Below are 17,902 nucleotides of genomic sequence, written 5' to 3'. Positions count from 1 at the left end.
TCAGTATTGGTGAAGTTTGCCGAACGTCCAGGCCGTTTGCCGGCATTCTTAAACGGATTTGGAATACGGATCGCGCTGCTGAGTTCTCAAGCAGTCGCCAGCTGTTGCAGCAGTGCCAATGTCTCCTCAATCACCCTGGGTGCTGTGTAGAAATGCGGCGACAGGCGGATGCCTGCACCGCGCTGTGCGCAGATCACTTGCTGCTGTTTCAGTTGACCGAACAAGGCCGTGTTGTCCCAGCCGTCCAGGCTGAAAGTCAGGATGCCGGCGCGTTGCTGACGCTCCACGGCGCTGTGCAGATGCGCGCCGGGTATATTGCCCAGTCCATCCAGTAGCCACTGCATGCGCTCCTGCAGGGCGCTTTCGACGGCCGTCATGCCCACTTCTTCCAGCAGCGACAGGCTGGCCTCCAGGGCCATGGCGCCGAGCATGTTTGGGCTGCCGCACTCAAAACGCCGGGCGCTACGGGCGGGCTCCCAAGTGGTGCGCTGGTAGTCCCCAGCATGTTCGAGCATATGCCAGCCGTATTCATGCAGCTTGAGCTGCGCGCGCAGGTCGCTGCGGCAATAGAACACCCCGAGTCCTTCCGGGCCGAGCAGCCATTTATGGCCGTCGGCCATGGCAAAAGCACATCGGCTGGCCTGCACATCAAAGGGCAGGGCGCCGAGTTGCTGGATGGCATCGATGCATAACAGCACGCCGCGGGCATCGCAGCCCTGGCCCAGGCGCGGCAGATCCAAGCGCAAACCGCTGGCGTATTGCACGGCGCTGATCGCTATCAACCGGGTGCGCGGCCCGCAGGCGGCGAGCAGGGCGGCTTCGGCATCGCCCTGATGCAGATTGACCTGCACCACCTCGACGCCCTGGGGCGCGAGTGCTTCCCAGACAATCCGGTTGGACGGGAACTCTTCATCGCTGATCACCACCTGATCGCCTGGCCGCCAATCCAGGCCGAAGGCGACGAAGGACAACGCCTCGGAGGTGTTTTTCACCAGGGCGATATCGCTATGCGAGGGCGCGTTAAGTAGACGCTGCAGGCGCTCGCGCAGGCGCCGCTCGACTTGCAACCAGGCTGGGTAGTCACGGGCGCCGGTTTGCGCGTTCTCGATGGCAAAGCGGCTAACCGCATCGACGGCCCGTTGTGGCCAGGGGGAAACGGCTGCGTGGTTCAGATAGCGCAGGCCGGGAAGTTGCGGAAACTCGTCATGAACTGCGTACATGGTCGGATGATCCGTGCAATTTGCCGTTAGTTAGGCATAATACGCGCCTTCGTTTTTTTGACCCCGTAGTCCTTTTATGCATAAAGAACCCCGCAAGGTCCGTGAGTTTCGCCGCCGCGAACAGGAAATTCTCGACACAGCACTGAAGCTCTTCCTCGATCAGGGTGAAGACAGCGTGACTGTGGAGATGATTGCCGACACGGTTGGTATCGGTAAAGGCACCATCTACAAACACTTCAAATCCAAGGCGGAGATCTACCTGCGCCTGATGCTCGACTACGAGCGCGATCTCAACGAGTTGCTGCACTCGGCGGATGTTGACCGCGACAAGGAAGCGCTGTCGCGCGCCTACTTCGAGTTCCGCATGCGCGACCCGCAGCGATACCGCCTGTTTGACCGACTGGAAGAGAAAGTGGTCAAGGGCAACCAGGTGCCGGAGATGGTCGAGCAACTGCACAAGATTCGCGCTTCCAACTTCGAACGCCTGACCCAGCTGATCAAGGGCCGCATTGCCGAAGGCAAGCTGGAAGACGTACCGCCGTATTTCCACTACTGCGCCGCCTGGGCACTGGTGCACGGTGCCGTGGCGCTGTACCACTCGCCGTTCTGGAGCAATGTGCTGGAAGATCAGGAAGGCTTCTTCCAGTTCCTTATGGACATCGGCGTGCGCATGGGCAACAAGCGCAAGCGTGAGGGTGATACCCCGGCTAGCTGAGGTATTCAGCGCGTGGATAAGCAGTCTGCTGCGCGGGTGGCGCACTTATACTCGGCGCCTACCTTTGCTGGAGACGCGTATGATCGTTGACCGCCAGGGCCGGCGTTTTCGTAACCTGCGCGTCAGCCTGACCGCCGCCTGCAACTATGCCTGCACCTACTGTGTGCCAGACGGCAAACGTCTGGTGGCTGCGCAGGATGAGTTGTCCGCCGAGGCCATGCTGCGCGGCGTGGCCTACCTGATCGAAGCGGCTGGCATTGAGCGCTTGCGTATCACCGGTGGCGAGCCGCTGGTCAGCCCCAAGCTGGACAGCTTTTTGCGCGGCGTCAGCCAGCTCGGTTTGACCGATATCAGCCTGACCAGCAATGGTCAGCTGCTGGCGCGCAAGCTACCGCTGCTGCTGGAATGCGGCATTCGCCGCTTGAATATTTCCCTGGATACTCTCGATGCGGCGGCATTTCGCAGCATCGCCCGTGGCGGCGATCTGGCGACCGTGCTCGATGGCCTGCAGCAGGCGCGGGCGGCGGGGATGCAGATCAAGGTGAATATGGTGCCGCTGCGCGGGCAGAACCTCGATCAGGTGCTGCCGCTGCTCGACTACTGCCTGGTCAATGGCTTCGAGCTGCGCTTTATCGAATTGATGCGCATGGGCCATCTGGCCCGCGACGGCAACGGGTTTCAGCGTCAGTTTATCGGCATGCCCGAACTGCTGGAGCTGATCGGCAGCCGCTACGACTATGTCCAGGCCCACGCTGCGCTGGATGCTACGGCGCTGCGTTACGCCATTCCTGGTGTCGGCCATTTCGGCGTGATTGCCAATGAAAGCGTACCGTTTTGCCGTACCTGTTCGCGCCTGAGGCTGTCTTCGACTGGCTGGCTGCATGGTTGTCTGTCATCGAGCAATCGTCACTATGTCGGCGATCTGCTCGACAAGCCACGGCACCAGGCGTTACCGGCGCTGCAGGGGCTGCTGATGAAGGCGCTGGGCGACAAGCAGGATGTGGCGTTCTCCGGCGGTGCAACCGTGATGAAGATTATTGGCGGCTGAGATCGCCCCTGTACCGAGTGAAGAGCATGCAAGATTTCCCCATCAGCTATATCGAGCCGGTGTTCCGGCCGCCCAGCGAAGCCCATTCGCTGATTCTTCCGGTTACCAATGGTTGCTCCTGGAACAAGTGCACGTTCTGCGAAATGTACACTCAGGAACAGAAGAAATTCCGCGCCCGTGATGAAGCGCAGGTGCTCGAAGAGATTCGCCTGACCGGCGAGCGGATGATCGTGCAGCGGGTGTTTCTCGCCGATGGTGACGCTCTGGTGCTGCCGACGCGGCGTTTGCTGACCATCTTGCAGGCGATCCGCGAGCACATGCCGGAGGTTGAGCGGGTATCGAGTTACTGCCTGCCGCGCAACTTGCGCAAGAAGTCGGTGGATGAGCTCAAGGAGCTGGCTGGCGCCGGCTTGCGTATGGCGTATGTGGGTTGCGAATCCGGTGATGACGAGGTGCTGGCGCGGGCTAACAAGGGTGAGACCTATGAGTCCAGCCTGAGCGCGCTGGAAAAGCTCGGCCAGGCGGGTATCACCCGCTCGGTGATGATCCTCAATGGTCTGGGTGGCACGGTCTTGAGCGAGCAGCATGCGGATAATTCGGCGCGCCTGATGAATGAGTCGCAGCCGGAATTTCTCTCGACTCTGGTGGTGAGTTTTCCTATGGGGGAGGCGCGGTTTCGTCAGGGTTTTGCCGATTTTCAGCCGCTCGGCCAGCATGAGCTGTTTGTCGAGGTCGAGCGCCTGCTGCAAGGGTTGGAGCTGCGCGATACGGTATTCCGCAGCGATCATGCCTCCAATTACTTGGTGCTCAAGGGCACTCTGGGGGCTGACAAGCAGCGTTTACTGGCGCAGGTGCGGCAGGCGATCGAGCAACCGCAGCAGGCGCGTTTGCGTCAGGAGTGGCAGCGCGGATTATGATGCAGATTCACTGGCGTGAAATCTGCATCTAAGCGCTATCCGCCGGTTTTCTGTCACCGGCAGCGGGAGAGGCATGATGCGTAGTCTGTTGCTGATAATGAGTGTGTTGCTGCTGGGCGGCTGCATGAAGGCCAGTGATCTGGCAGATGAGGCGATTTATCAATTGCGCGATGTCGGCGTGCTTGACCATAGCCAGACGCGCCGCGCCAGCCCGTGGCGCTTGCAGGGCGATTCCTTCATCTATATCGCCCAGGGGCATTTCGTGCCGCCAGGTGGTGCTTATCCGCGGCCCAATGTGGTGGCTGAAGAGGCCTACAAGGGCTTTATCGAGTATTTCCCCATGGTGCGCCGCGCCAAGGCGCCGCTAGGCTTGGAAGAGTCGCTGGCGCAGGCGCGCGAGGCGGGTGCGCATTACCTGCTGTACAGCCGTTTCGCCTATGCCGATGACCGTATCGGCACCGTGGAGGAATGGGAAGATCAGGAGGCGCTGGACCGTCTGGGTACTGATCGCGGGGTGATTCAGTTGATGCTGATCGAGACCAATACCCGCTATTTGGTCGACACCACGCGCATTCGTAGCCGCGGAGGCTTCCTGACGCTTTATGATGCCAAGCCGGAGGATCTGATCGGTCCGGCGCTGCAGGATTACGCGCGGCGTTTGATAGGCTTGGGGCATTGAGTGATGACTGACACAGGCAAGGCCGGCGACCTGCTGGCGCAGATACCAAAAGGCGAGGGCAAAGGCTTGCCACCGGTGCACCTGTGGCATCCGGAGTTCTGTGGCGACATCGATATGCGCATCGCCCGCGATGGCACCTGGTATTACATGGGGACGCCGATTGGCCGCAAGCCAATGGTCAGGCTGTTTTCCACCATTATTCGCCGTGATGGCGATAAATACGTGCTGGTGACGCCGGTGGAGATGGTCGGCATCCAGGTTGATGACGCGCCCTTTGTGGTGGTCAGTCTGCAGGTGGAAGGTGAGGGCGAAACGCAGGTGCTGCGCTTTGTCACCAATGTCGAGGACGAGGTGGTGGCCGGGGCCGAGCATCCGCTGCGGGTTGAGCTGGATGCTGTGACCGAAGAACCGGCACCCTATGTGTTGGTGCGCAGCAATCTTGAAGCGCTGATCCACCGCAATGTGTTTTATCAGCTGGTTGAGCTAGCGGTACCGCGCGAGCTCGATGGTAAAACCTGGCTGGGTGTGTGGAGCGGTGGTGAGTTCTTCCCTATCGGCCCTCAGCCGGACTGATTGGCTCTCCCGCTGGCGGGTTGTATTCAGCGCAATAAAAAAGGCTCCCGAGGGAGCCTTTTTGCGTCTTACATGTTGGGGTAGTTAGGCCCGCCTGTACCTTCAGGGGCCACCCAGTTGATGTTCTGGGCTGGGTCCTTGATGTCACAGGTTTTACAGTGCACGCAGTTCTGCGCGTTGATCTGGAACTTCTGCTCGCCGTCTTCCTTGGTCACCACCTCGTACACGCCGGCCGGGCAGTAGCGCTGCGCCGGTTCGTCGTACATGGGCAGGTTCTTGCTCAGCGGAATGCTCGGGTTGGTGAGCTTCAGGTGGCAGGGTTGTTCCTCTTCATGGTTGGTGTTGGAGAGGAATACCGAGCTGAGCTTGTCGAAGCTGAGTTTGCCATCGGGCTTCGGGTAGCTGATCTTCTGGGCGTCTGCTGCCGGCTTCAGGCAGGCGTAATCCGGCTTGGTGTCGTGCAGAGTGAAAGGGATCTTGCCGCCGAAGATGTTCTGATCCAGCCAGTTGAAACCGCCGCCAGCCAGTGGGCCGAACTTGTGCAGTGCCGGGCCGAAGTTGCGGCTGCGGAACAGCTCGTCGTACAGCCAGCTGGCCTTGAATGCATCGACATAGCCGGTCAGCTGATCGCCGCCTTCCTTGCCTGCAAACAGTGCATCAGCTACCGCTTCAGCCGCGAGCATGCCGGACTTCATGGCGGTGTGGCTGCCCTTGATCTTGGCGAAGTTCAGGGTGCCGAGATCGCAACCGATTAGCGCGCCGCCGTTGAAGACCATCTTCGGCAGCGAGTTGAGGCCGCCTTTGCAGATAGCGCGAGCACCGTAGGCAACGCGCTTGCCACCTTCCAGGTACTGGGCAATCACCGGGTGGTGCTTGTAGCGCTGGAACTCATCGAACGGCGACAGGTGCGGGTTGCTGTAGGCCAGGTCGACGATCAGGCCAACCACTACCTGGTTGTTTTCCAGGTGATAAAGGAAGGAGCCGCCGGTGTTTTCGTTCTTCACCACATCTAGCGGCCAGCCGGCGGTGTGCACCACCAGGCCTTGTTCGTGTTTGGCTGGGTCGATGTCCCAGATTTCCTTGATGCCGATGCCGTAATGCTGAGCATCGGCTTCGGAGTCGAGGTTGAATTTCTTGATCAGCTGCTTGCCGATATGACCACGGCAGCCTTCGGCGAACAGGGTGTACTTGGCGCGTAGTTCCATGCCGGGGGTGTAGTAACCCTCTTTCGGGTGACCTTCGCGGTCAACACCCAGATCGCCGGTGAGAATGCCGTAGACCGAGCCTTCTTCATTGATCAGCGCTTCCTGAGCGGCGAAGCCTGGGTAGATTTCCACACCGAGGTTTTCTGCCTGCTGCGCCAGCCAGCGGCACAGATTGCCCAGGGAAATGATGTAGTTGCCATGGTTGTGCATGGTCTTGGGCACGAAGAAGTCCGGAACCTTGGTGGCCTTCTCGGCATTGCTGAGCACGTAGATGTCGTCGCGCTTGACCGGAGTGTTCAGCGGGGCGCCGAGCTCTTTCCAATCAGGGAACAGTTCATTCAATGCGCGCGGCTCAAACACCGCACCGGACAGAATGTGTGCGCCGACTTCGGAGCCTTTTTCGACCACGCAGACGCTGATTTCTTTGCCGGCTTCGGCGGCTTTCTGCTTCAGTCGGCAGGCGGCGGACAAACCAGCAGGGCCGGCGCCGACGATGACGACGTCGAATTCCATAAATTCGCGTTCCACAGGCAATCTCCTACTCAGGGCTCTCTAATTTTATTTGGCGATCGAGCTCGTTCCATGAGCGATGCTGGCGCATTATATCCAGACCCTTCGGATGGGCCAATACAAACGTTTGTTTGAATTTTCTGTAGGGCTGTTAGAATCTTACTACATCGCTGACGATTGGCCGCTTCGTTGTATTGACCAGTCTAGGTCGTGCGGTCAAGATACGGGCGGTTTTGTGTCTGCCGTTATTGGTCGACTCCCGGTTCCGGCCGGTCTGCAGTTCCCGCCATGTTCGCTTCTGGCGACATTCTTATTCACCGGAGAGTAACGAGGAATCCATGAAGGTTCTTGTAGCTGTCAAACGAGTGGTCGACTACAACGTCAAGGTTCGCGTCAAAGCGGACAACAGCGGCGTTGATCTTGCCAACGTCAAGATGTCGATGAACCCTTTCTGCGAAATCGCCGTGGAAGAAGCTGTACGCCTGAAAGAGAAAGGCGTGGCGAGCGAGATCGTTGTCGTAACCATCGGCCCGGCCACTGCTCAAGAGCAGCTGCGTACCGCGCTGGCGCTGGGTGCTGACCGTGCCATCCTAGTTGAGTCGGCCGACGAGCTGAACTCTCTGGCTGTGGCAAAACTGCTCAAGGCAGTGGTCGATAAAGAGCAGCCTCAGCTGGTAATCATGGGCAAACAGGCCATCGATAGCGACAACAACCAGACTGGCCAGATGCTGGGCGCGCTGACTGGTTTCGGCCAGGGCACCTTCGCTTCCAAAGTGGAAGTGGCGGGCGACAAGGTCAACGTAACCCGTGAAATCGACGGCGGCCTGCAGACTGTTGCACTGAACCTGCCAGCTATCGTGACCACCGACCTGCGTCTGAACGAGCCGCGCTACGCGTCGCTGCCGAACATCATGAAAGCCAAGAAGAAGCCGCTGGAAACTGTTAGCCCGGCTGATCTGGGCGTTTCCACCGCTTCCACCGTGAAGACTCTGAAAGTTGAAGCACCTGCGACCCGCAGTGCTGGCATCAAGGTCAAGTCCGTGGCTGAACTGGTCGAGAAACTGAAGAACGAGGCGAAGGTAATCTAAATGACTATCCTGGTTATCGCTGAACACACCAACGCTGCCCTGGCTGCAGCCACCCTGAACACTGTTGCTGCTGCTGCGAAAATCGGTGGTGACATCCACGTTCTGGTTGCAGGCTCTGCTTGCGGCGCTGCTGCCGAAGCCGCTGGCAAAATTGCTGGCGTGGCCAAGGTACTGGTTGCTGACAACACTGCTTTCGCTCACCAGTTGCCAGAAAACGTTGCGCCGCTGGTTGCCGAACTGGGCAAGGGCTACAGCCACATCCTGGCTGCTGCTACCAGCAACGGTAAGAACATCCTGCCGCGCGTTGCTGCTGCGCTGGACGTTGATCAGATCTCGGAAATCATCGCCGTTGAAAGCGCTGATACCTTCAAGCGTCCGATCTACGCCGGTAACGCCATTGCTACCGTGCAGTCTTCCGCTGCCATCAAGGTCATCACTGTACGTGCCACCGGTTTCGACCCGGTTGCAGCCGAAGGCGGCAGCGCTGCCGTTGAAGCTGTGGCTGTTGGCGGCGACGCTGGCAAATCGGCTTTCGTCGGCGAAGAGCTGGCCAAGTCCGATCGTCCGGAACTGACCGCTGCCAAGATCGTCGTTTCTGGCGGCCGTGGCATGCAGAACGGTGACAACTTCAAGCACCTGTACGCCCTGGCCGACAAGCTGGGCGCTGCTGTTGGCGCTTCGCGCGCAGCAGTCGACGCAGGCTTCGTACCCAACGACATGCAGGTCGGTCAGACCGGCAAGATCGTTGCGCCGCAGCTGTACATCGCCGTCGGTATCTCCGGCGCGATCCAGCACCTGGCCGGTATGAAAGACTCCAAAGTGATCGTTGCGATCAACAAGGATGAAGAAGCGCCAATCTTCCAGGTAGCTGATTACGGTCTGGTCGCTGATCTGTTCGAAGCTGTGCCTGAGCTGGAAAAACTGGTTTAAGCCGGTCTTCTCCGCCCAGAAAAAACCCGCTCACAGAGCGGGTTTTTTCTTGCCTGGATTTTTGCGCTAATCCACCAATGCTTGGAGAAAGGCCCGGTAGTGCTGTGCGGTCAGTTCCGCCCGTTCAATCATCGGCGCATGACCGGTGTCGGCCATGATAACCACGCTGGGTTTGCGCAGCAGCGGTTGCATCACCTCGACGCTGGATACATGCAATGCCCGATCCTCTGTGCCCCAGATGATCAGCGTTGGCGCTTGGATCTTCGGTAGCTCAGGTTCCAGCGGGATATAGCGTTCGATCAGATGGGCAAATACCTGGTCATAGTGGGCGCTGTTGGCGGTGGCCTGCTCGGCGAAATAGCCCTTAAGCGATTCCGGTAGGTAGGGCGGTTGCACGAAGATAAAGTCCAGCAGGCGCTGAAAGTCTTCGGGGCTTTTCACCACCAGCGGATTGGGCTCGCCGCGCTGCAGTCGTTGCATCAGTTCGCTGGGTTGCGGCGAAGTAATGCCTGCGTTGTCGAGTAACGCCAGAGAACGGGTTCTATGTGGATAGCGCGCGGCATACAGCGCGCTGATATGCCCGCCCATGGAGTTGCCGATCAGGTGCGACTGCTCAATTCCCAATGCATCAATCACGCTGGCCAGGCGTTCGGTCTGGGTGCCTACATCGTAGCTTCCGGCCGGTTTGTCGCTAGCCCCGAAACCCGGTAGATCGAGGGCTATAACCCGGTAGTCCTTGCTGAGGTGGCGAGCGAAACGCAGCCAGTTGTCCTTGTTGGCAGCAAAGCCGTGCACCATCAGGATGGTTTGTGCGCTGCTTGGGCCGCCCTCGTAGTAATGAATGCTAAGATCGCCCACGCTGATCTGTTTGAGGCTCAGCCCGGCACGCTGTCGCTCCACCAGCTGTATGCTCGTCAACAAGGCGGCGGGTGACAGGTAGAGCAGGGCAGTAGCAGAGGCGAGCAGTAGCATCAAGGCTGCGATCAGTTTTTTCATGGCTAGTCTTTATCGCGAATTCGTATGGATGCGTATTAAGCTAGCATGATTACAGATGTCTCCCGATGTGTGGCCGCAGGCGCCCATCCAAGGTTAAGTCGAGAAGTCGCCAATGCTTGAGCGTGGTTTTTATAGGTTGTTTCTCCTGCTATTCGTTGTACTCCTGATGCCGGCGCTTGCCGTTGCCGCAGGTAAGTGCGAGCGTCTAGTGGCGACCGGTAATCCGGAGTACCCGCCATACCTTTGGCGCGACCCGCAGAATCCTCAGCAGCTGATCGGAGCCAACGCCGATCTGCTGCAGCACTTGGCCAAAGAGCTTGGTGTAGTGGTGGATATCATCTATACCGGGCCTTGGTCACGGGCGCAGGATGAAGTGCGCACCGGTCGTGTCGACCTGATTGCCGGGGCGTTTCTGACTCTGCCGCGTCTGGACGTGATGGATTACGTGCATCCGGCGTTCTACTTCACTCCTAGTGTGGTGTGGGTGCATCGCGGCGCAGAGTTCCCCTATGCCGGCTGGGATGATTTGCGCAATCGTACTGGTGATACCTTGGTTAACAACAGTTTTGGCCAGACCTTTGATGCCTACGCCAAGGACAACCTGACCCTGGAAGGCGTTGCCAGTCTGACCCAGGCATTTCAGAAACTCTTGCTGGGGCGTACCGACTATGTACTGTACGAGCGTTATCCTGGGCAGGCTCTAGCCGATAGCCTGGGTATGCAGGACGATCTGCTGGTGCTCGATCCACCGATTTCCAGTGAAGGCCTGTACCTGACGTTGTCGCACAACTCAGCCTGCAATGATGCGTGGCTGCGCGGCATGTTGGCGAAGAAAATGAACGAGGCAATTGCCAGTGGTTTGCCGGATGTTCTGCTGCAACGCAATCTGCAGCGCTGGAAAGATCAACAGCTCACACCCAGCGGTGACGCTGAACAGTAGGGAAATTCTGTGATTTATCAACGTATCTGTGCGGCGTTGTTGCCGCTCATGCTCAGTGCCTGCGCATCCGACCCTGCGCCTAATGAGCAACTGCGCCTGACCGAGCAGGCGCTCAGTCAGGCCAAGGCTCTGGGTATTTCCGCCGAGCAGTCTGCTGCACTGCGCCTGGCCGAGGAAAAACTTGTCCTGGCGCAAGCAGCCATGCAAGACGAAGACTACAAGCAAGCGCGGGTGTATGCCGAACAGGCCGAGCTGGATGCGCGGCTGGCCGAAGCTGAGCACTTGACCGAGAAAAGCCAGCAGCAACTGGCCGAGCTGAGTAATGCCATCAATCGCTTGCGCAAACAGTTGGGGGGCTTGCAATGAAGCCGACTCGGCTAAGCCTACTGGCGGTTTTCGCGACTGTGTTACTGACGGGCTGCGCTTCATCGCACAGCGCCAGTGAACAGGCACTGCAGGACGCGCACGCGGCCTTCCAGCAGGTCAGAGAAGATGCCGATGTGCTACGCAGCGCACCTAAAGATTTGATTCGTGCGGGCGAGTCGCTGGCCAAGGCGGATCGTCTGTCGAGCTACTGGGGCAGCGCCGATGATGTCAGCCACTATGCCTATCTCAGCCAGCAGTACAGTGCGGTTGCCGGGCAGAAGAGCGCGCTCAATCTGAATCAGGAGCGCGCGGTCAAACTGGAACTGGAGCGCCAACGTCTGCAGTTGGCCTTGCGTGAGGCCAAGCTGCTCAGTGTGCAGGATCAGAGCAGTTGGCTTGAAGAGCAGATGGTCAGCCTGGCCACCAGCCAGAGTGAGCGTGGCCTGGTGATGACTTTGGGTGATGTGCTGTTCGACGCTGGCCACACTGACCTCAAGGCTTCAGCCAACCGTACGGTGCTGAAGCTGGTGCAGTTCCTTCAGCTCAACCCCCGGCGCGTCGTGCGCATCGAGGGTTATACCGACAGTCGCGGCGATGCTCAGGAAAACCTCGAGCTGTCCCGTGCTCGCGCTCAGGCAGTGGCCGATGTACTGGTCGATCTGGGTATTGATGGCAAACGCATTGAAGTACAGGGACATGGCGAAAGCTTCCCGGTCACCGAAAATGCCTCGGCCAAAGGCCGGGCGCAGAATCGTCGGGTAGAGATCGTGTTCTCTGATGAGCAAGGCAATTTAGGCTCGTCACGCTGAGCCTTCTGCCGTTAAAAGCCTCGGTTATCCGGGGCTTTTTATTGCCTGCATTCAGGCTGCGCAGCCTGCGGGTAGTTGCCTGGTATCGCCGCACAATCCGAATAGCCATCGATTGAACCGTTACAGTCCTGGCAGGTTGGCACTGTATCGCCCACAATTCAGTGAGCTGTACCGGTGCAATTATAAGAGGCCGGTTTACTGTTACGGTTCAGTCAAGCAGGAACGCGGTCATGACCAATCTGTTGCTTTATCAGCGCATTGCCCAGCAACTGGCGGAAGACATCCGCCGCGGCGTCTACCAGCCCGGTGAGCGGGTGCCTTCGGTGCGCAAGATGAGTGCGCAGCTCAGTGTCAGCCACGCCACGGTGTTGCAGGCGTATGCCAACCTGGAAGATCAGGGCCTGATTCGCGCCCGCCCGCAATCCGGCTTCTACGTGCACCAGACTCCAGCCCTGACCGCGCCCACTCCCGATATCGCCCGCGTAGAACGCCCTGGCCTGGTGACGCGCAGCAGCATCATCAATCAGGTGCTGGCGGAGTCGCGCCGCGAGGGGGTGTTCCCCCTTGGTGCTGCCGTGCCGCATGTGGATTACCTGCCGGTACGCGCGTTGCACCAGCAACTAGCCAAGGTGACCCGTTTTCACAGTGCACGGGCCTTCAGCTACATGTTCAGCCCGGGCTTTGAGCCACTGCGGCGCCAGGTGGCGATCCGCATGCGTGATGCCGGCGTGGTAGTCGACCCGACCGAGGTGGTGATCACCCACGGCTGCGTGGATGCCCTGCAGATGAGCCTGCGTGTGCTGACCAAGCCGGGCGATCTGATCGCCGCCGAGTCGCCGACTTATTACGGGCTGCTGCAACTGGCTGATCTGCTTGGCCTGAAAGTCATCGAAATTCCCAGTGACCCGACCACCGGCATCAGCCTGGAAGCCCTGCAACTGGCGGCTAACCAATGGCCGATAAAGGCGCTGGTGCTGACCGCGCGGTTGAGCAATCCGCTGGGCGGCACCATTCCCGAAGAGCGTCAGCGCCAGTTGCTGCGTCTGGCCGGTGATTACGATATTCAGATCATCGAGGACGATATCTATGGCGAGCTGATGTTCGAGCAGGGCCCGACCAAGGCGCTCAAGTCCCATGACCGCGAAGGGCGAGTGGTGTATTGCTCGAGCTTCTCCAAGACGCTCTCTCCCGGTGTACGCATCGGCTGGATTGTTGCCGGCAAGTATCAGGATGAAATCCAGCGCCTGCAGACCTTCAGTACCCACTCGGCGTGCAGCGTGACGCAGATGGCGGTAGCGGCGTATCTGGAGAATGGCGGTTACGACCGGCATCTGCGCTTTATCCGCCAGGAGTACCGCAAGAACCTCAGCGCCTTTCAGCTGGCGGTGCAGCAGTATTTCCCCGAAGGCACGCAGATGAGTCGGCCCAAGGGCGGTTTTATTCTCTGGGTCAGCCTGCCTGCGCGGGTCAATACCAAGGACCTGCACGTACGTGCGTTGCAGCAGGGCATCAGCATCGCACCGGGGTTGATCTTCAGTAATACCGAGCAGTTCAACCACTGTATCCGCCTGAACTGCGGCATCCCGTGGAACCGCGAAGCCGAGCGTGCGCTGATGACCCTGGGCATGCTGGCCGGGCAGCTGTGTCAGGAAGGCGGTGATGGAGGGGATGCCCGTCGCCATGTTTAGGTTCGATAGCTGACCTGGATCGCTTTTTCTCCAAGTCCATTTGACTGGTATCTCTCGAATAAGTACAAAGCTCGCTCAAAATTTAATGCCGAGGGCTGTTCTCGGTACAAATCATGGATAGAGCCGGTAGTGGTAGTACTGGCTGCAATGAACTTTTGCACAGTGCAGGGATGTAGATGCCAGACGTTTTATCCGAGCCAGCCCCGCTCGACACGGGCCTTGCCTGCTTGGTCATGCTTGCACGTTTCCACAACGTTGCTGCCTCCCCCGAACAACTCACCCACGAATACGCCGAAGACGGCCGCCTGTTTGGCCGCGCCGAAATGCTGTTGGCGTCTAAGAAGTTGGGTCTCAAAGCCAAGTCTGCACGCAGCTCTCTTTCCCGTCTGAGTCATACACCTCTTCCGGCAATTGNGGACAACGCACCGATGGAGCGCTTTTTCAGAAGCCTGAAAACAGAGTGGATGCCAGAGCAAGGCTATACCAACCAGGGTCAGGCTGAGGCGGATGTACTGCGTTACCTGACGGACTACTACAACCATCAACGGCCACACAGCTACAACGGGTACAAAACGCCAGTGGAAGCCGAATCACTGGCCGGATAAACCTAAACCAGTGTCCAGAATTCGTTGACCACAACAGGGGGCATCAGGTGTCAGCTAGGGAATTTCAGCGCTCACGCATGGCTTCCGAGCGCGCCTTCAGTACCGGTTTGAGCAGGTAATCAAGCACGCTTTTCTCACCGGTGATGATGTCCACGGTGGCGACCATGCCGGGGATGATCAGCAGCGGATGTTCTTCGCTGCCCAAATGGCTTCTATCGGTACGTACCTGGATCAGATAGAAGCTGTTGCCTTCCTCATCTGTGATGGTGTCGGCGCTGATCAGCTCTAGGTTGGCCTTTAGTCCGCCGTAGATGGTGTAGTCGTAAGCGGTGAATTTGACCATGGCCTTCTGCCCAGGATGCAGGAAGGCGACATCCTGCGGGCGTACCTTGGCCTCAATCAGCAGGCTGTCATCCAGCGGCACGATTTCCAGCATGTCGTTGCCGGGCTGTACCACGCCGCCGATGGTATTGACCTTGAGCTGCTTGATCACTCCACGCACGGGGGAGACCACGGTGGTGCGGCTGACGCGGTCATCGATGGCCACGCTGGTGGCGGTGAGTTTCTGCAGCTCAGTGCGGATTTCATTGAGTTCCTTGAAGGCGTCAGAGCGAAAGCTCAACTCGGACTCTTCAATCTTGCTCTTGATTTCATCCATCGCCGATTCGGCCCGTGGAATCGCCAGGTTGGTAGCGTCCAGCGAACCGCGTACTTCCACCAGGCTGCGGCGTAGGCGGAGGATTTCCACCTGGGAGATCGCACCGGTTGCGACCAGGGGCTGCGACATATTCAGCTCCTGCTGCAGCAGGCCCATGCTGGAGCGGTATTGCTGAGCCTTGGCGCGAAATTCGGCCAGTTCCTGCGTTTTCTGCCGCAGCTGTTCGCCAAGGGTGCGTTGTTCGCTTTGCAAGCGATTCTGTCGCGATTGATAGAGCGCCAGCTCATCCTCAGCCAGTTGCGGGGCTTCGCGTAGAATATCTTCCGGCATGCTGATGGGGCGTCCTTCTGCTTCTGCGGTTAACCGCTCGACCCTCGCCACCAGAGCCAGGCGATCGGCTTCGGCTTCGCCTCGGTTGGAGAGAAAGCGCGTGTCATCCAGACGCAGTAGCACAGCGCCTTTTTCGACAATCTGTCCTTCGCGTACAAATATCTCGCTGACGATGCCGCCTTCCAGGTTCTGAATAACCTGGATCTTGCTGGAGGGGATCGCTTTACCTTCACCGGTAGTGACTTCTTCCAGCACGGCAAAGTTGGCCCAGATCAATGCCACGATCAGGCACGTACTGACCACCCAGACGGTGATACGGGTGAACCAGGGCGAGTCTTCGAGAATGGCGCCGTCGACTTCCGGCATAAACTCGGTGTCCTGCTTGCGCTGGCGCATGCTGGCGAAGTAGTCGCGAATCGAGGTGCTTATTTGCATGAGCGTTCCTATACCGCGGCAGGGCCAACTCGACCTTTGCGTAGCGCTTCAATGACCGCTTCTTTCGGGCCGTCGGCAACAATATGGCCGTTATCCAGCACCACCAGACGGTCTACCAGGCTGAGCATTGAGGCGCGGTGGGTGATCAGCAACATGGTTTTACCCTGGGCCCAGGTTTGCAGGCGGTTGCGCAGGATTTCCTCGCTGGTGTTGTCCATCGCGCTGGTGGGCTCATCGAGCAGCAGAATCGGAGGGTCAAGTAACAGCGCGCGGGCGAGCAGCACGGCCTGGCGTTGCCCTCCGGACAGCAGTTGGCCGCGCTCACCCACGGGGCGATCGAAGCCTTGCGGATGTTGCCGGGCCAGATCGACCACACCGGTCAGCTCGGCCACTTCTAGCATGCGTGCATCGCTGACATAGCGTGCGCCTAATGTCAGGTTGTCGCGCAGGCTGCCAGCCAGCAGCGGTAGGTCATGTGCGACGTAACCAATCTGATGGCGCAAATCGGCCACGTCGAGCTGACGCAGGTCGAGATTGTCCAGCAGGATTTGCCCTTTGCCTGGGCTGTAGAACGCCATGACCAGACGCGCCAAGGTGCTTTTGCCGGAGCCACTGCGGCCGATGATGCCAATACGTTCACCTGCTGTCAGACGCAGGCTGACGCCTGCAAGCGCCGGGGTACTTTGTCCCGGGTAGCTGAATGTGACGTCACGTACATCCAGTGCCCCGTGCAGTTGGGTGCGTTCCAGTGGGCGTTGTTTGGCCTGACGCTCCTGCGGCAGGGCCATCAGCGCGTCGGTGCTGGTCATGGTCAGGCGCGCTTGCTGGTAGCGGGTGATTAACCCGGCAATCTGCCCGAGCGGCGCGAGGATGCGACTGCCCAGCATGTAGCAGGCTACCAGCGCACCGACGCTGAGCTTTCCGGCGATGATGATGTAAACCCCAGCAACGATGGTGGCCATGCCGGCGAACTGTTGTAGAAACAGCGTGCCGTTGGTGGCGATGGCTGCCAGCGAACGGGCGTGTATATCCAGGCGGGTGAGGGCGCCGTGGGTTTTCTCCCACTGATGCTGGCGTTCGCTTTCCGCACTGCAGGCTTTCAGGGTTTCCAGACCACCGAGGGTTTCGATTAACAGTGCTTGGCGTTGTGAGGCCAGTTGCAGGCTTTTTTCCACGGTGTCGCGCAGGCGTGCCTGGATGATAAAGGCGAACAGTGCGGTAAGTGGAAAGGCCAGCAGGGGGATAACCACCAGCCAGCCTCCGATCAGCCAGATCACCGCGATCATCAGAAACGAGAAGGGCAGGTCGATCAGGCTGGTGAGGGTTACGGCGGTGAGAAATTCGCGCAGGCCCTGAAAGTCATGAATGCTTTGGGCAAAGCCGCCTATGGTGGCCGGGCGGGCCGTCATCGACATGCCGGTGATGCGCTCGAACAAGGTGGCCGATAGCACCACATCGGTTTTCTTGCCTGCAGTATCGAGCAAGTGTGAGCGCAGGATTTTCAGTAACAGCTCGAAGCCCATGCCAATAAATAAGCCTATGGCAAGCACCCAGAGGGTTGAGGTGGCCTGGTTGGGTACGACGCGGTCATAGGTCTGCATGACGAACAGCGGCACCATCAGCCCGAGCAGGTTGATCAGCAGGCTGGCGAGGATGGCATCGGTGTACAGCCAGCGTGACAACTTCAGGGTGTCGCGAAACCAGGCCTCGATGCGCGGTACGAGCGGTGAGCGTGCCTCTTCCAGCTCGTGTCGCGGGCGGGCAAAGAAAGCTTGGCCGCTGTACTCACTGGCCAGCTGTTCACGGTTTACCCACTGCTCGCCGCCGTCGGCCTCGCAGGGCAGAATCTGCGCCTGGTTTTTCGGGCCCCATTGACGCAGCACAGCACTACGGCCGTTTTTCAACAGCAGCAGTACAGGAAGGTTGAGGGTTGAAATGCTGGCCAGATCGCGTTGCAGCAAACGCCCTTGCAAACCCGCCCGCGCCGCAGCGCGGGGTAGCAACTCGGCGGTCAGGCGCTGCTCTGGCAACGGCAGGCCTGCACTCAAGCTGCCACGGCTGGCTGAGCAACCGTGGAGTTTGCAAAGAATCAACAAGCCATCAAGCAGCGGGTCGTCGTGGTTGAGACGCGGATCGCTGGATGACCCCGGCCGCTCCATGGTGGTCAATGTTTACTACTCCTTATGCCGG

General features: G+C 59.2%; 17 protein-coding genes and 1 pseudogene. 13 read left to right on the top strand and 5 right to left on the bottom strand.

Translation table 11 applies throughout. The annotated features are described in order from the left end of the window. Positions 1-86: 86 nt before the first annotated feature. A complete protein-coding gene (locus tag ACIN8IBEIGE_RS15445; RefSeq protein WP_160015431.1) occupies positions 87-1,220 on the bottom strand; it encodes an aminotransferase class V-fold PLP-dependent enzyme in 1,134 nt (377 codons plus the stop codon). A 76-nt stretch (positions 1,221-1,296) separates the two neighbouring features. Here ACIN8IBEIGE_RS15445 and ACIN8IBEIGE_RS15440 point away from each other — a divergent pair, with 76 nt between their 5' ends. From ACIN8IBEIGE_RS15440 to ACIN8IBEIGE_RS15420, 5 genes are all read left to right on the top strand, one after another. Beyond that, positions 1,297-1,935, top strand: coding sequence for a TetR/AcrR family transcriptional regulator (locus tag ACIN8IBEIGE_RS15440; protein WP_090247979.1), 639 nt, complete (start codon positions 1,297-1,299; stop codon positions 1,933-1,935). A gap of 79 nt (positions 1,936-2,014) precedes the next feature. Then, entirely contained in the window at positions 2,015-2,983 is a 969-nt protein-coding gene (locus tag ACIN8IBEIGE_RS15435) for a GTP 3',8-cyclase MoaA (RefSeq protein ID WP_160015430.1), read from the top strand. A gap of 26 nt (positions 2,984-3,009) precedes the next feature. Continuing rightward, positions 3,010-3,900 carry a radical SAM protein gene (locus tag ACIN8IBEIGE_RS15430; RefSeq protein WP_160015429.1) on the top strand — a complete coding sequence of 297 codons (891 nt, stop codon included), beginning with the start codon at positions 3,010-3,012 and terminating at the stop codon, positions 3,898-3,900. A 76-nt stretch (positions 3,901-3,976) separates the two neighbouring features. Next, positions 3,977-4,579: a DUF4823 domain-containing protein gene (locus tag ACIN8IBEIGE_RS15425; RefSeq protein WP_160015428.1), complete on the top strand. Its 603-nt coding sequence runs from the start codon at positions 3,977-3,979 to the stop codon at positions 4,577-4,579. Between the two features lie 3 nt (positions 4,580-4,582). Further along, positions 4,583-5,152: a DUF1285 domain-containing protein gene (locus ACIN8IBEIGE_RS15420; RefSeq protein ID WP_160015427.1), complete on the top strand. Its 570-nt coding sequence runs from the start codon at positions 4,583-4,585 to the stop codon at positions 5,150-5,152. Positions 5,153-5,220: 68 nt separating this feature from the next. On the opposite strand, the gene ACIN8IBEIGE_RS15415 is transcribed toward ACIN8IBEIGE_RS15420, so the two are convergent. After that, the gene (locus ACIN8IBEIGE_RS15415) at positions 5,221-6,885 is read right to left on the bottom strand and encodes an electron transfer flavoprotein-ubiquinone oxidoreductase (protein ID WP_160015426.1); all 1,665 of its coding nucleotides are present in this window, start codon (positions 6,883-6,885) and stop codon (positions 5,221-5,223) included. Positions 6,886-7,205: 320 nt separating this feature from the next. Between ACIN8IBEIGE_RS15415 and ACIN8IBEIGE_RS15410 the strand changes: the two genes are divergently transcribed. Then, the gene (locus tag ACIN8IBEIGE_RS15410) at positions 7,206-7,955 is read left to right on the top strand and encodes an electron transfer flavoprotein subunit beta/FixA family protein (protein ID WP_090384606.1); all 750 of its coding nucleotides are present in this window, start codon (positions 7,206-7,208) and stop codon (positions 7,953-7,955) included. Then, on the top strand, positions 7,956-8,885 hold the full coding sequence (locus ACIN8IBEIGE_RS15405) for an electron transfer flavoprotein subunit alpha/FixB family protein (RefSeq protein ID WP_160015425.1): 930 nt from the start codon (positions 7,956-7,958) through the stop codon (positions 8,883-8,885). Between the two features lie 66 nt (positions 8,886-8,951). Here the strand turns inward: ACIN8IBEIGE_RS15405 and ACIN8IBEIGE_RS15400 are convergent, their stop codons facing one another. Then, positions 8,952-9,881 carry an alpha/beta fold hydrolase gene (locus ACIN8IBEIGE_RS15400; RefSeq protein ID WP_160015424.1) on the bottom strand — a complete coding sequence of 310 codons (930 nt, stop codon included), beginning with the start codon at positions 9,879-9,881 and terminating at the stop codon, positions 8,952-8,954. 112 nt (positions 9,882-9,993) lie between these two features. Here ACIN8IBEIGE_RS15400 and ACIN8IBEIGE_RS15395 point away from each other — a divergent pair, with 112 nt between their 5' ends. The 6 genes and pseudogenes from ACIN8IBEIGE_RS15395 to ACIN8IBEIGE_RS15370 form a co-directional block, all read left to right on the top strand. Further along, complete coding sequence (locus tag ACIN8IBEIGE_RS15395) at positions 9,994-10,821, top strand: ABC transporter substrate-binding protein (RefSeq protein ID WP_160015423.1); 828 nt, start codon at positions 9,994-9,996, stop codon at positions 10,819-10,821. A gap of 9 nt (positions 10,822-10,830) precedes the next feature. Then, the gene (locus ACIN8IBEIGE_RS15390) at positions 10,831-11,187 is read left to right on the top strand and encodes a DUF4398 domain-containing protein (protein ID WP_178124363.1); all 357 of its coding nucleotides are present in this window, start codon (positions 10,831-10,833) and stop codon (positions 11,185-11,187) included. Further along, positions 11,184-11,996 carry an OmpA family protein gene (locus ACIN8IBEIGE_RS15385; protein ID WP_160015422.1) on the top strand — a complete coding sequence of 271 codons (813 nt, stop codon included), beginning with the start codon at positions 11,184-11,186 and terminating at the stop codon, positions 11,994-11,996. The genes ACIN8IBEIGE_RS15390 and ACIN8IBEIGE_RS15385 overlap by 4 nt, the downstream gene beginning before the upstream one ends. Before the next feature lie 230 nt (positions 11,997-12,226). Further along, entirely contained in the window at positions 12,227-13,684 is a 1,458-nt protein-coding gene (locus ACIN8IBEIGE_RS15380) for a PLP-dependent aminotransferase family protein (RefSeq protein ID WP_160015421.1), read from the top strand. Positions 13,685-13,860: 176 nt separating this feature from the next. Next, positions 13,861-14,098, top strand: a pseudogene (locus tag ACIN8IBEIGE_RS15375) (cysteine peptidase family C39 domain-containing protein); the annotation flags it as partial. Position 14,099: 1 nt separating this feature from the next. Continuing rightward, positions 14,100-14,289 (top strand): integrase core domain-containing protein (locus tag ACIN8IBEIGE_RS15370; protein ID WP_218579704.1); only part of this gene is annotated, 190 nt, incomplete at its 5' end. 64 nt (positions 14,290-14,353) lie between these two features. Here ACIN8IBEIGE_RS15370 and ACIN8IBEIGE_RS15365 read toward each other — a convergent pair. Continuing rightward, positions 14,354-15,712, bottom strand: coding sequence for an HlyD family type I secretion periplasmic adaptor subunit (locus ACIN8IBEIGE_RS15365; RefSeq protein ID WP_160015419.1), 1,359 nt, complete (start codon positions 15,710-15,712; stop codon positions 14,354-14,356). A gap of 8 nt (positions 15,713-15,720) precedes the next feature. Beyond that, positions 15,721-17,871, bottom strand: a complete 2,151-nt coding sequence (locus ACIN8IBEIGE_RS15360; protein ID WP_160016402.1) for a type I secretion system permease/ATPase — start codon at positions 17,869-17,871, stop codon at positions 15,721-15,723. Positions 17,872-17,902 lie beyond the last annotated feature (31 nt).

It is taken from the genome of Pseudomonas sp. 8BK (assembly GCF_902506475.1).
GTDB classification, from domain to species: Bacteria; Pseudomonadota; Gammaproteobacteria; order Pseudomonadales; family Pseudomonadaceae; genus Aquipseudomonas; species Aquipseudomonas anguilliseptica.
This window is presented reverse-complemented; position numbering and strand designations above follow the sequence as displayed.

Excerpts from the sequence above, each read along its gene's own strand:
- ACIN8IBEIGE_RS15445 (WP_160015431.1), bottom strand. The coding sequence starts at position 1,220 with ATGTACGCAGTTCATGACGAGTTTCCGCAACTTCCCGGCCTGCGCTAT.
- ACIN8IBEIGE_RS15440 (WP_090247979.1), top strand. The coding sequence starts at position 1,297 with ATGCATAAAGAACCCCGCAAGGTCCGTGAGTTTCGCCGCCGCGAACAG.
- ACIN8IBEIGE_RS15435 (WP_160015430.1), top strand. The coding sequence starts at position 2,015 with ATGATCGTTGACCGCCAGGGCCGGCGTTTTCGTAACCTGCGCGTCAGC.
- ACIN8IBEIGE_RS15430 (WP_160015429.1), top strand. The coding sequence starts at position 3,010 with ATGCAAGATTTCCCCATCAGCTATATCGAGCCGGTGTTCCGGCCGCCC.
- ACIN8IBEIGE_RS15425 (WP_160015428.1), top strand. The coding sequence starts at position 3,977 with ATGCGTAGTCTGTTGCTGATAATGAGTGTGTTGCTGCTGGGCGGCTGC.
- ACIN8IBEIGE_RS15420 (WP_160015427.1), top strand. The coding sequence starts at position 4,583 with ATGACTGACACAGGCAAGGCCGGCGACCTGCTGGCGCAGATACCAAAA.
- ACIN8IBEIGE_RS15410 (WP_090384606.1), top strand. The coding sequence starts at position 7,206 with ATGAAGGTTCTTGTAGCTGTCAAACGAGTGGTCGACTACAACGTCAAG.
- ACIN8IBEIGE_RS15405 (WP_160015425.1), top strand. The coding sequence starts at position 7,956 with ATGACTATCCTGGTTATCGCTGAACACACCAACGCTGCCCTGGCTGCA.
- ACIN8IBEIGE_RS15400 (WP_160015424.1), bottom strand. The coding sequence starts at position 9,881 with ATGAAAAAACTGATCGCAGCCTTGATGCTACTGCTCGCCTCTGCTACT.
- ACIN8IBEIGE_RS15395 (WP_160015423.1), top strand. The coding sequence starts at position 9,994 with ATGCTTGAGCGTGGTTTTTATAGGTTGTTTCTCCTGCTATTCGTTGTA.
- ACIN8IBEIGE_RS15385 (WP_160015422.1), top strand. The coding sequence starts at position 11,184 with ATGAAGCCGACTCGGCTAAGCCTACTGGCGGTTTTCGCGACTGTGTTA.
- ACIN8IBEIGE_RS15380 (WP_160015421.1), top strand. The coding sequence starts at position 12,227 with ATGACCAATCTGTTGCTTTATCAGCGCATTGCCCAGCAACTGGCGGAA.
- ACIN8IBEIGE_RS15365 (WP_160015419.1), bottom strand. The coding sequence starts at position 15,712 with ATGCAAATAAGCACCTCGATTCGCGACTACTTCGCCAGCATGCGCCAG.
- ACIN8IBEIGE_RS15360 (WP_160016402.1), bottom strand. The coding sequence starts at position 17,871 with ATGGAGCGGCCGGGGTCATCCAGCGATCCGCGTCTCAACCACGACGAC.